The 12,005-nt window shown below is 53.7% G+C and carries 13 protein-coding genes; 8 read left to right on the forward strand and 5 right to left on the reverse strand.

Annotation, left to right across the window (positions count from 1 at the left end; translation table 11 throughout):
* Nucleotides 1-74: 74 nt before the first annotated feature.
* On the reverse strand, nt 75-602 hold the full coding sequence (locus tag FCL42_RS01935; RefSeq protein WP_136861679.1) for a DUF2062 domain-containing protein: 528 nt from the start codon (nt 600-602) through the stop codon (nt 75-77).
* A gap of 30 nt (nt 603-632) precedes the next feature.
* Here FCL42_RS01935 and FCL42_RS01940 point away from each other — a divergent pair, with 30 nt between their 5' ends.
* The 5 genes from FCL42_RS01940 to kdsB all read left to right on the forward strand — a co-directional run bounded on the left by FCL42_RS01940 (nt 633) and on the right by kdsB (nt 6,592).
* On the forward strand, nt 633-2,831 hold the full coding sequence (locus FCL42_RS01940) for a DNA internalization-related competence protein ComEC/Rec2 (protein ID WP_136861680.1): 2,199 nt from the start codon (nt 633-635) through the stop codon (nt 2,829-2,831).
* 93 nt (nt 2,832-2,924) lie between these two features.
* Complete coding sequence (gene msbA, locus FCL42_RS01945) at nt 2,925-4,694, forward strand: lipid A ABC transporter ATP-binding protein/permease MsbA (RefSeq protein ID WP_136861681.1); 1,770 nt, start codon at nt 2,925-2,927, stop codon at nt 4,692-4,694.
* Nucleotides 4,687-5,682, forward strand: coding sequence for a tetraacyldisaccharide 4'-kinase (gene lpxK, locus FCL42_RS01950; RefSeq protein WP_136861682.1), 996 nt, complete (start codon nt 4,687-4,689; stop codon nt 5,680-5,682). The genes msbA and lpxK overlap by 8 nt, the downstream gene beginning before the upstream one ends.
* Entirely contained in the window at nt 5,666-5,842 is a 177-nt protein-coding gene (locus FCL42_RS01955; RefSeq protein ID WP_136861683.1) for a Trm112 family protein, read from the forward strand. Before lpxK ends, FCL42_RS01955 begins: the two co-directional genes overlap by 17 nt.
* Nucleotides 5,843-5,845: 3 nt before the next feature.
* Complete coding sequence (kdsB, locus tag FCL42_RS01960) at nt 5,846-6,592, forward strand: 3-deoxy-manno-octulosonate cytidylyltransferase (RefSeq protein WP_136861684.1); 747 nt, start codon at nt 5,846-5,848, stop codon at nt 6,590-6,592.
* Nucleotides 6,593-6,653: 61 nt separating this feature from the next.
* On the opposite strand, the gene FCL42_RS01965 is transcribed toward kdsB, so the two are convergent.
* From FCL42_RS01965 to aroG, 3 genes are all read right to left on the reverse strand, one after another.
* A complete protein-coding gene (locus tag FCL42_RS01965) occupies nt 6,654-7,028 on the reverse strand; it encodes a hypothetical protein (protein ID WP_136861685.1) in 375 nt (124 codons plus the stop codon).
* Entirely contained in the window at nt 7,021-7,872 is an 852-nt protein-coding gene (locus FCL42_RS01970; RefSeq protein WP_136861686.1) for an MBL fold metallo-hydrolase, read from the reverse strand. The genes FCL42_RS01965 and FCL42_RS01970 overlap by 8 nt, the downstream gene beginning before the upstream one ends.
* A 133-nt stretch (nt 7,873-8,005) precedes the next feature.
* Nucleotides 8,006-9,061: a 3-deoxy-7-phosphoheptulonate synthase AroG gene (gene aroG, locus FCL42_RS01975; RefSeq protein ID WP_136861687.1), complete on the reverse strand. Its 1,056-nt coding sequence runs from the start codon at nt 9,059-9,061 to the stop codon at nt 8,006-8,008.
* A 383-nt stretch (nt 9,062-9,444) separates the two neighbouring features.
* Between aroG and FCL42_RS21655 the strand changes: the two genes are divergently transcribed.
* From FCL42_RS21655 to FCL42_RS01985, 3 genes are all read left to right on the forward strand, one after another.
* Nucleotides 9,445-9,603, forward strand: coding sequence for a hypothetical protein (locus FCL42_RS21655; protein ID WP_169308249.1), 159 nt, complete (start codon nt 9,445-9,447; stop codon nt 9,601-9,603).
* Nucleotides 9,604-9,700: 97 nt separating this feature from the next.
* Complete coding sequence (gene mak / locus FCL42_RS01980) at nt 9,701-10,597, forward strand: fructokinase (RefSeq protein ID WP_136861688.1); 897 nt, start codon at nt 9,701-9,703, stop codon at nt 10,595-10,597.
* Nucleotides 10,594-11,355, forward strand: a complete 762-nt coding sequence (locus FCL42_RS01985) for a YdcF family protein (protein ID WP_136861689.1) — start codon at nt 10,594-10,596, stop codon at nt 11,353-11,355. Before mak ends, FCL42_RS01985 begins: the two co-directional genes overlap by 4 nt.
* Before the next feature lie 3 nt (nt 11,356-11,358).
* Here FCL42_RS01985 and FCL42_RS01990 read toward each other — a convergent pair whose 3' ends face one another.
* Nucleotides 11,359-11,955 carry a hypothetical protein gene (locus tag FCL42_RS01990; protein ID WP_136861690.1) on the reverse strand — a complete coding sequence of 199 codons (597 nt, stop codon included), beginning with the start codon at nt 11,953-11,955 and terminating at the stop codon, nt 11,359-11,361.
* Nucleotides 11,956-12,005: the final 50 nt, after the last annotated feature.

Here is a 12,005-nt window from a genome sequence, read left to right on the forward strand (position 1 = left end):
TGTTTTGCTTTGTTTAGAGATATAAAAAACAAAGGGCGCCGAATTGGGTGCCCTTTGTCGTTATTGGTTGCAGATTAGCCACCAAAGCGGCGGCGCTGTTTACGGCGTTTGCGCCAGTTAAACAGAATGGAGTACTTCCACAGGCTGTTGATCACAAAGTAGGTGAAGATGGCACTGGCAACGCCTAAGACGAGGCAGCCCAGTAGGAAAGGTTCGCCGATCTGCCCCAAGCTCTGCTCAAGCCACTGCCAGCTCAACTCGAAGTTAAACGCTTGCAGCTCGTTGCCTAATAGTTTGGCTCCCACCACGTAAGCCAGATAGAACATCACCGGCATGGTAACTGGGTTGGTAAACCACACCGTCACCACGGCCAGTGGCAGGTTGACTCCCATCAAAATGGCCGCGCCAGCGGCAAGTACCATCTGGAACGGAACTGGAATCCAGGCCACAAACATGCCCGCCGCCAGTGCACCGGCGGCGCTGCGACGATTGAGGTGCCAGATCCCCGGTCGATCGATAAGGTCGCCGAATATCTTGAGGTATTTGTGTTTCTTGAGTGCGTCCGGGTTCGGCATCAGCCGTTGTAAAGTCTTCTTTGGCATAGTGCTGCAAAATCGCCTAAACAGTGTCAGGTGAATCAATTTCTATTGGGTTGGGTCATGGTGATGGCATCGGCACTGTTTTGGCCGAGGCTGCTGACCCATCCAGAACTCATTTTATTATTGTTGGTTTCAATCTTAACCGTCAGACGCTGGCCACTAGTGGGCGGTGCGCTGCTGGCGGTGTGTTGGTTTAGCTTCCATGCCTCGTCTCAAGTCAAGCAATCGGATGCCTTGGTTGAGGGTGTTTACACCTTTGAGGCCAGGTTGCTGTCGTTGGTGGACAGCGAGGCACTATACCAGCGAACCGATTGGCGGGTCGAGTCTGTTGGTGAACAGTCGCAAAAATTTCACCTACCCAAACACCTAAAGCTTAGCATCGACAGTCAGGTTGATTGGCAGTTGGGGCAGCGATTTCGATTAACGGCGAGGCTGCAGCGACCCAGCACAACCTTGAATCAATATGGGTTTAATGGCTGGCGTCATGCCCTGTCCAAAGGCATTGGTGCCAAAGGGCAGATTATTGCTGCGCAAAGACTTAGTGCGGAGGTGGGGTGGCGTCAGCCGTTGGCACAGCAGCTGCTGACGGCTACCTCAGAGTTACCTCAAGGGGATCTGCTGCGGGCGCTGGCGATGGCTGACCGGCGGGGGATTGATAGCGAGCGTTGGCAGCAGCTTAGGGCCGCGGGATTGTCTCATTTAATCGCCATCTCTGGGCTGCACCTTGGCACCATCGCAATGTTGACCTTGGTTGTGGGTGGCTGGGCCTGTCGGTTAACGCCCTTTGGGCAAGGTGGACGCAGCTGGGCTTGGGTGTTGCTGCTGTCGGCGGTGGCGGTCAGTGCCTATGCGGCACTGGCCGGTCTGAGTATCGCAACACAGCGGGCGCTGGTGATGACGTTGGCTGGACTGGCGCTGGTGGCCAGCGGCCGCTTTAGTCGCCCGTGGGAGCTTTTGCTGCGAGCCTGCGCGTTGTTGCTGCTGTGGCAGCCTCTGGCGGTGCTAAGCCCCGGCATCTGGCTGTCTGCTGGGGCGGTGGCCTCAATTTTGTTGCTGCTGTGGGCGAAGCCGACTTGGGTTCAAGGGCCGGTGCTAACGCTGGTCTGGATTCAATTGGGATTAACTTTGACCCTGTCTCTGGTGCAACAGGCGTGGTTTGGGTCGGTAACTCTACACGGACTTTGGGCCAATTTACTGATGGTGCCTTGGGTGACATTAGTTGCCTTACCATTGACGCTACTGTCCAGTCTTCTGCTGTGGTTAACCCCCAGCGGTTTGGGCCTGTCCGAATGGCTACTGTGGCTGGCAGACTGGAGCCTGTGGCCAGTCGCCAAGGTGGCTGCCGTTGCTGCGAATTTGCCCGGTGCCCAGTTGGTGTTGCCCATTGCCATAGGGGCATTGATGTTGGTCCCCGTAGCCCTTTGGCTCATTTGGCGTCGTCCTTTAGGCGGGGCGGTGTGGTTAGGGGCGGCGTTGTTGTTACCGTCGCTGATTTCCTTACTGCCTGAAGCGCCCCAGCGGTGGCGAGTGCACGTATTGGATGTGCGGCAGGGGTTGTCGGTGGTGGTGGAGCGGGGCGCTAAGGCACTGATTTATGATACTGGAGCTGGGTTTCCCTCGGGCTTTAACTACGTGGATGCGGTGGTGGCGCCGTTTATTAAAGGCCGTGGCATTACGCAGGTGGAGTGGTTGGTGGTCAGTCATGGGGATAATGACCACGCTGGCGGCAAAGAAGCGGCCATCAGGCAGTGGCCGGATATTAAACTGATTGAAGGCCAAGGCTGTTTGTCGGCACCTCAGCGGTGGCAGGGGCTCGATTTACGCTGGCAAAAATCGCCCCTAAAGGGCAATAACGGTTCCTGCGTGCTGCGCATTTCCGGCGCTCACCATTCAATATTATTGCCCGGTGATATCGAGAGAGCCGCTGAAAAGCAGCTGCAGTTTGAGCCAGCAACGGTGCTGGTCTCCCCCCATCATGGCAGTCGCAGTTCCTCTAGTGGGCGCTGGGTCGCGAAGGTAAGCCCTCAAGCGGTGGTGCATCCGGCGGGAAGGGGCAATCGTTGGCAGTTTCCTCACCCACAGGTGGTGGCGCGATATCAAAAGGTGGGAGCAAAGCAGTGGACCACCGGCCAGCAGGGACAGGTGAGCTTTACTTTTGGCCAGCCACAATGGCAGGGACAAAGTTACAGCGAACACCTTGCTCCCTATTGGTACAACAGACTTAACTGGTAGATGGTTGAATTAATGAACAAACGCACCCATTACGTTGGTATCTACCGCCTGAGTCAGTAAAATGACCCCTTATATTTGAATATGGTTAACATTATGAGCGCCAAAGACAACAGCGCAGAGAAGGGCCAGACGTGGGCGAGTTTCAAACGCCTGTGGCCATACGTTTCTCCCTATAAGGCCGCTTTTGCTGTCTCCATCATCGGCATGATCATCTATGGTGGTGTGGATGCGGGCATGATCTATCTGGTTCAGCCGCTTATCGATGATGGCTTGAATTCCGGTCGCAGCGACGTATTGCGAATGGCGCCATTCATTGTGGTGGGGATGTTCCTGCTGCGCGGTGTGGCCAACTTTGTCTCCAGTTACTGTTTGGCATGGGTCAGCCAGAACGTGGTGATGTCCATGCGTCAGAGGCTGTTTGAGAAGTACCTTAGCCTGCCGGTGAGCTTTTTTGATACCCAGAGCCATGGCGATCTTATCAGTAAGCTGACCTTCGATACCGAGCAAGTGGCTCGGGCCAGCAGCAGTGCATTGGTTAGCATGATTCGAGATGGTGCCACCATCATCGGCTTGCTGTTCATCATGTTTTATCAGAGCTGGCAGTTGTCGCTGATCTTCTTCATGGTGGGCCCTGTCGTCGCGGTAGTGATCACCATCGTTAGCCGCCGTTTCCGTAAAATCTCCAAAGCGATTCAACAGGCCATGGGCGGCGTTACCACCGCCTCTGAGCAGATGATCAAAGGCCACAAGAACGTGATTGCGTTTGGTGGTCAGGAGATTGAGTCTGAGCGTTTTGCTCAGGTGAACAATCGCACTCGTCGCCAGAACATGAAACTGTCGGCTGCCCAGGCCATCAGCCAACCGGTGATTCAGATCATCGGCTCCTTCGCCATTGGCGTGGTGCTGTTTGTGGCCAGTTTTGACTCCATTTTGTCGACCTTAACTCCCGGTATTTTTATCACCATCATCGGTTCGATGATGGGCCTGATGCAGCCGGTAAAACACCTAACCAAAGTCAACGCGGACTTTCAGCGAGGCATTACTGCGGCGAATTCGGTGTTTGCGGTGTTGGATCTGGAAGATGCCAAGAACACTGGCACTCACACCGTAGAGCGAGTGAAGGGCGAAGTGGTGTTGGACAACGTGGAGTTTGTTTACCCTAACTCCAACAAAGATGAGCCAGCCCTAAGTGGCGTTTCCATGACCATTAAGGCCGGTGAAACCGTGGCCTTGGTTGGCCGTTCAGGATCGGGTAAGAGCACCATCTCTACTCTGCTTCCTCGATTTTATGACACCACTGACGGTGAGATTCGTATCGATGACATCAACGTCAACGAATACGAACTGGGTAATTTGCGTAGCCACATTGCCATGGTGTCCCAGCAGGTCACCCTGTTTAACGACACCATTGCCAACAACATTGCCTACGCCTGCGAAGGGGTAACCCGCGAGCAGATTGAGGCAGCGGCGGAGGCGGCCTACGTGCAGGAGTTTGTTAACGACTTGCCTGACGGCCTGGATACCATGGTGGGTGAGAACGGAGTCCTGCTGTCCGGCGGCCAGCGACAGCGGATCGCCATTGCTCGAGCGATTCTCCGTGATGCGCCAATTTTGATTTTGGATGAGGCCACCTCAGCTCTGGATACCGAATCGGAACGTGCCATTCAGTCAGCTCTGGATGTGCTGCAAAAAGGCCGGACTTCGCTAGTGATCGCTCACCGACTCTCTACCATCGAAAACGCCGACGTCATCATGGTGGTGGATAAGGGCGAGATCATCGAGCGAGGCTCCCACAGTGAGCTCATTGAGAAGCAGGGCGCCTACTTCCAGCTTCACCAACTGCAGTTTGGTGACAATGACTGATTGGATTCAGCGGGCGTGGCAGCAGGGGCACCCTCTGCTGTGGCTGCTATTGCCGTTTAACCTTCTGTTTATCGCCATCGCGACCTTGCGTAAGTGGGCGTTTGCGTTGGGGCTGAAAAAGCAGCAAAAGCTGCCTGTACCTGTGATTGTGGTGGGCAACCTAAGTGTGGGTGGCAATGGCAAAACGCCAGTGGTTTTGCATCTGGTTGAGCTGCTGGCAAGGCAAGGTCGCCGCGTTGGCGTGATTAGCCGCGGCTATGGCGGCCAGTCAGACAGCTGGCCTCAATGGGTGGATGCCAACAGCACACCGCGTCAAGTGGGTGACGAGCCTTGCTTGATTGTTCAGCGCACCGGCGTTCCCATGGCCGTGGGCCCAGATCGTATTGCGGCGGCCAAGCTGTTGCTTGAGCGTGCTCAGGTGGATGTGATTGTTTCCGACGACGGCTTGCAGCATTACCGCTTAGGGCGAGACATCGAGTTGGTGGTGGTGGATGGTGAGCGCCGTTTTGGTAACGGTTTCCGACTGCCCATGGGGCCGCTACGAGAGCCAAAGGGTCGCCTGAAAAGCGTCGATGCCATCATCTGTAATGGTGGCCAAGCTCCCAGCGGTGAGTTTGCGATGACCTTAAGCCCCAGCGCTTTGACGGCGGTGGATGGTGGCGCGCAGCAGCCGGATCTTACGCAAGGTGCGGTGGCGATGGCGGGCATTGGCAATCCCCCGCGCTTTTTTGAGGCGTTGACCCAGCAGGGAATTACCCTGAATAGCCAACACGGATTCGGTGATCACCATCCTTTCACCGAGTCTGAGCTAGGGCAACTGGCGCAGGCGCCTGTGCCGCTATTAATGACTGAAAAAGATGCGGTTAAGTGCCGCAGCTTTGCGAAAGCTCACTGGTTTTACCTACCGGTAACTGCTAATTTGTCGGAAGAATTTGACCGCTTATTGCTGTCTCGACTAAAGGAAATTGATCATGGCGTTCGACACTAAATTATTGGAAATCATCGCTTGCCCAGTATGTAAGGGCAAGTTGGAGTTTAACTCCGCAGACCAAACCCTGATCTGTAAAGCTGACCGTCTGGTTTATCCTATCGACGAAGGGATTCCGGTATTGTTGGAAACCCGTGCGACCGAGCTAAAGGAAGACTGATTCATGTCATTCGTGGTGGTGATTCCGGCGCGCTACGCTTCGAGCCGGTTACCGGGCAAACCCTTGGCTGACATCGCGGGTAAACCGATGATCCAATGGGTGGTGGAAAAGGCCAAAGCCAGTGGTGCTCAAAAGGTGGTGGTTGCCACCGATGACGTGCGGGTTGAGCAGGCAGTTAAGGAGTTTGGTGGTGAGGTTGTGATGACTCGCGCCGACCATAACTCTGGCACTGAGCGGCTGGCGGAAGTGGTTGAGCTGTTGAACTTGGCTGACGACCAAATTGTGGTGAACGTCCAAGGAGATGAACCTCTGATCCCCGCGGCCAACATCGCACAGGTTGCTGAGAATCTTGCCGCCAGTGGCATGAAGATGGCAACCCTGGGTGTTGCCATCACCGACGGTGAAGAGATGCATAACCCGAACGCGGTGAAGGTGGTGTGTGATAAGTCTGGTAAAGCCTTGTATTTCTCTCGTGCCAGCATCCCCTTTGATCGCGATGGCTTTGCGCAAGATGCCAATGGCGTGAGCCCTGGTGCACTTCGCCATGTCGGCATCTACGGTTACCGTGCTGGTTTTATTCGGCAATACGTAAGCTGGCCAGCCAGTCCGCTTGAAGCGATTGAGTCCTTGGAGCAGCTTCGTGTGCTCTATTATGGTGAAGGAATTCATGTGGCCGAGGCCCATGAAACACCGCCAGCGGGCGTTGATACCCCAGAAGATCTGGCCAGAGTGCAGCGGATTCTTGGCTGATGTTGATGCCGGTTTAGCGAATAAAAAAGGTGACCCTAGGTCACCTTTTTTATTGCTGTGATTATCGCGGCCAGGTTTCTTCGATGGCGTGGTCGAGGCTATCCATAAAGCGAGTGCCAAGACTGTGCTCACCTAGAAAATGAGCGGTGCCGTAGAGGTAGCAAAGGATCAGCACCACGGCGAGAATGGCCCCTCGCCAAAATTTAACGCCGAACAGCAGCTGAAAGGCGATGCCAGAGAGTAGGATGGCAATCAGGTAGCTCCAGCCACTGGATAGGTGATTGAGGGACAGTTCAATCAAGGCTGCCGCTAAGGCGATGGTGAGCAGTGACACCAGCGGCCCAGGAAAGGCCGCACCAATGGCCAGTGCAGCGATGTACACAGGAATCAAACCGATGGCGATGGCGGTAACAACAAAGACGAACAGCTCAATCATGGATACGTTGACGATCTCGATAGAGGGTTTCTACCCAGCGCTCGGTGGTGATAAAGCGCCAGCTCCACTCCGTTAGGCTTGCAGGGAAGGCTGATTGCCACTGTGCAACATCCGCATCCTTGGGTTGTTTTTTAGCCCATACAATGGAGTCTAGCAGCATTTTTTGAAACTTTTTCAGCTCTTCCAATGTGGCCAACTTGCCGTGCCCAGGGATGATTTTGGTTTGGTCATCTAAGGTGGCGATGATGGATGACACATTGTTTAAGTAACCGGTGACGCTGCCGCCGGCATCCAGATCGACGTAGGGAAAGTGGCCGTTAAAGAACAGATCTCCCATATGGATAACCTTGGCTTTCTCAAACCGAACAACGGAGTCGCCATCGGTATGGCCATTGGCTAGGTGCTGCACTCGAATGGTTTCGTCATTGAAGTGAAAGGTAATGCCATCGGAGTAGGTCACCACCGGCAGGTGTTTTGGGGTGAGGTTTGCGTCGTCCAGCAAGCGCATGCGCACGTTGTCATGGGCAAAGATGGTGGCGGTGTCGGCAAAGTGGGCGTTACCACCGGTGTGATCGCCGTGATAGTGGGTATTGAGAACGTATTTGACCGGGTTTGGGCTAAGCGTTTTAAGGGTGTCGCTAATGCGCTCGGCTAATGGTGCGAACTGATCGTCGATGATTAGCAGGCCATCGGCACCGGTACTGACGCCAATGTTACCGCCGCTGCCGGTTAGCATATGAATGCCGCCACCGAGGTGCTCGGTGGTAATGACGACGTCTTTAAAGCGATCGTTAGCGTGGGCGCTTGATAACACCAACGAGAGACAGAGCAAGAGTAAGCGCATGGTTCGTCCTTTTATCGGTTTTTTCTAAACCTCGGAGGTTCACTGGAAAAAGTCAATTCGAACCCAAATGCGGCGGCGATCAAAAACGGGCCGACTGGCCCGTTAATTGTGACGGTTTTAGGGAAAGCTTATCTTAACCTTGGCGACGTTTACGTACCGATTCTGCCAATTGGCGCAGCACGGCTTCTGAGTCTTCCCAGCCGATGCAAGCATCGGTGATGCTTTGGCCATAGGTCAAAGTCTCGATGGACTCCAAATCTTGGCGACCTTCCACCAAGTGGCTTTCAATCATCACCCCAAAGATGTCGTTATTGCCCTGGGCAATCTGTTCACCGACATCGGCGGCCACATCCAATTGCTTCTTAAACTGTTTTTGGCTGTTGGCATGACTGAAATCGATCATGATGTTGGCAGGCAGCGCAGCTTTGTGCAGCTCCTCGGTTATGGTCTTCACATCCGCCGCACAGAAGTTAGGGGCTTTGCCGCCACGCAGAATGATGTGGCAGTCCTGGTTACCCGTGGTGGCAACGATGGCGGAGTGACCATATTTGGTTACCGATAGGAAATGGTGCGGGGCATTGGCGGAGTTAATGGCGTCGATGGCAATTTTGATGGTGCCGTCGGTGCCGTTTTTGAAGCCCACAGGGCAGGAGAGTCCAGAGGACAGCTCACGGTGCACCTGAGATTCAGTGGTTCGAGCGCCAATAGCACCCCAGCACATAAGATCGGCGACGTACTGAGGGGTGATCATGTCTAAGAACTCACCGGCCGTTGGCACGCCCTGCTGGTTCAGTTCCAACAACAGCTGTCTGGCGGTGCGCAGACCGTCATTGAGGCGGAAACTGTTGTCCAAGTATGGGTCGTTGATCAAGCCCTTCCAGCCGACGGTAGTACGTGGCTTTTCAAAATAGACGCGCATGACAATCTCAAGGTCGTCTTTAAGCTCTTCGCGGATTTTTGCAAGACGCTGGCCGTATTCGAGAGCGGCTTTGGGGTCGTGAATCGAGCAGGGGCCGATCACCACCAGTAGGCGGTCGTCCTGACGGTTGAGCTGGTTATGAATGGCTTGACGCGCTTGGACAACGGTACGGGCGGCACTGTCGTCCAATGGAAAGCGCTCGAGAATCGCAATGGGGGGCAATAGCTCTTTGATCTTATCGATGCGTACATCGTCGGTTTGGTAATACATGTGCGACTCCGAAGTGCGTTACCAACTTCACCCTATACTTGGTAAATCAATGGGTTTAGTTAGGTATAACTCTTTATTTATATTTAAAAACATTCCAAGAAAATGATCCCAAATCGAGAGTAAACGGGATGTGTGTTCTCAAGCAAGGGAAAAAAATTAAAATTTTTTTCGTTTTTACTGAACTTTTTAGATTGTGCTCTCTCTAACTTTACAGTTAACGCACATATTGCTTGAGTGTTTTCATCATCATCTCCTTTCTTATACCAGTTTTGGTTCTGCCACCTTGAGACTCTCGAGGTGGCTTTTTTCTTTTTATTGTCATCATTTAGCTGATGGGTTTTGGTATACTCAAATTGAGTGTAAAAGGCAGTCAAGGAGGCACCATGAGCCGCTCTGCAAACTCCACCCTCCAGCATAACCGCAAGCAATCCAAGCTGTGGTCTCGTAACCGCTATTCGCTTCCAAACCGTCTGTTTTATCCCATCGTTGCTGCAATCGTGTGTGGCATGGTGATGGTGGCGCTGATCAGTAATTGGATTTAATCAGTTCGGTGAGCTTCAGGTAGGCTTTACCTGATAAATCAATGGCCTCGATTCGGTGTTACCATAGCCCTCATTGTTTGAATTTGGAGAGCAAACGGTGAGAATTGGTATTGACCTTGGTGGCACCAAGATCGAGGCACTTGCCCTTGCCAACGACGGTACCGAGTTGTGGCGTCAACGCGTAGCTACCCCCCAGGGAGATTATTCCGCCACTTTGGCGAGCATCCAGTCATTGATCAGTGAGCTGGAGCGCCAACTGGGACAGCAAGGCTCAGTCGGAGTGGGAATTCCCGGCACCCTATCACCGCAAACGGGATTGGTGAAAAACGCCAACTCTCAATGTCTGAATGGCCAGCCCTTAGGTGACGATCTGGCTTCGTTATTACAGCGTCCAGTTCGAGTGGCAAATGACGCCAATTGCCTCGCCGTATCGGAGGCAACCGACGGCGCAGGAGCGGACGCAGAAATGGTTTTTGCCGCTATCCTCGGAACCGGTTGCGGCGCTGGTATCAGCTACCAAGGAAAAGTCTGGGCCGGCGGTAATGGATTGGGCGGAGAGTGGGGGCACAACCCTTTGCCTTGGTGTGGACCCCAGGATGTAATCGACCCCTGCTTTTGTGGTCGTCAGGGCTGCATTGAGACCTTTGTTTCAGGCTCCGGTTTTGAGCGCCAGTTCTATCGCCAAACGGGACAGTTGCTAAAGTCTGAGGCGATAATCGCTAAGATGCGCCAAGGAGAGTCACAAGCGACGGCGATATTCCTGAGGTATGTGGATCAACTCACACGAGCTTTAGCTCACGTGGTTAATTTGTTGGATCCTGATTGCATTGTGCTTGGTGGCGGCATGTCGAATATTTCTGAATTGTACCCGCTTTTGAATCAGGGCTTGTCGGCTCAGGTGTTTGGTCAAGAGTGCCATACGCCGGTGGTGAAAAACCACCATGGTGACAGCTCTGGCGTGAGAGGGGCCGCTTGGCTGTGGGAGAGGGCATGAGCGGCTTTCTACTAAAGAAGTTGATCAGCGTGTTTCTGCTGCCGATCGTTTCCTTGAGTCTCATTTTGCTTTGCAGTTGGCTGGTGCGACGGCGGTTACCCAAATTGGCGAGCATCGGTTTTTGGGCAGCGCTGAGCTGCCTAGTTATGTTGAGCAGCAATTGGGGTAGCCAATGGCTGAGTGCGCCATTGGAGAATCGTTATCCAACACTCGACCTCGCTGCGGTGGAGCAGCCCATAAGTTACATCATGGTACTGGGTTCAAGCCATGATGATGAGGTGTCATCCATCGCCACTCAGCAGCTTTCTTCTACCGCTTTGGCACGGCTGCTTGAGGGGATTCGCTGTCATCGCCGCTGGCCTCAGAGTGCTTTGGTGTTCAGTGGCTGGAAAAGCACCAATCAGATAAGTCATGCCGAGGTGATGAAACAAGCCGCCATGACGTTGGGCGTGCCGGAGGCGAAGATAATGACCCTCTCTGAGTCGAAAGATACCGGCGAGGAGGCCCAGGATCTTAGATTGGCCTTATCTGAATCGGAGAAAAGTGGTACCGGGGTATTGGTGACTTCGGCAACTCACATGCATCGCTCTATGGGCATATTTGAAAAGCAAGGATTGTTGGTTAAGGCTGCCCCGACGGACTTTCGAGCCCGTCAGGGTGATTGGTGGCGCTTAACTGCCGATAGCCTTGTAACCTCTCAGCGGGCGCTGCATGAGTACATTGGCACCTTGTGGTATTGGTTAAAAGGAGATCTGTAACCGTTACAGCGGGTGCTGAGCTTGATTGAATTTGGCCCTTAGGTTGCTGCTGACGTCGTCCAAGGGCTGCTCAAACTGGCCTTGACCAAGAATAATGTGGAAGCCGCTCACCTCCGCCAGTTGCTTTGCAAGGCACTGCTGCTGGCTGAGCAGATCCGGTTTGGCTAGCACTTCATCGGTGAATTTTGGGTGATTATGACTCAGCAGTTGCTGCTGGGTGTAGCTGCACCAGTGTCTTAGCTGTTTCTTACTTAATTGTTCCCACACCTGTTGATCTGGTTTTAGTCGAATGCCCAGTTGTTTGTGGCCCTCTATTTTGTCCAATCGTTGAATTTGCTGCCAGCGAATGGGCAAAACCGAATGATCCAGCATGACCAGAAGGCCTCGGTCGTCGGCCACTAAGGTGTGTTTTCCTTGCTGAAGTTGAGCGATGGCGATAGCCAAGCCGATGGCGGAGAGCAGCACCCAACCGAGTAACAGTGGCCACTGTTCACCGAAACGTACCACCGATGCGATGGCAAGCACGATGTTGGCGCCGCTAAGAAGCAGTAAGGTCTGAGTGTAGCGATTGTGTCTGGGGGCAAAGGTTTGAATCTGCATGCTGATGAGTCCGGAAACCTGTGAGCGCTGCTCACTCTCATTCTTTTAGT

This window comes from Ferrimonas aestuarii (genome assembly GCF_005116665.1).
Classification (GTDB): domain Bacteria; phylum Pseudomonadota; class Gammaproteobacteria; order Enterobacterales; family Shewanellaceae; genus Ferrimonas; species Ferrimonas aestuarii.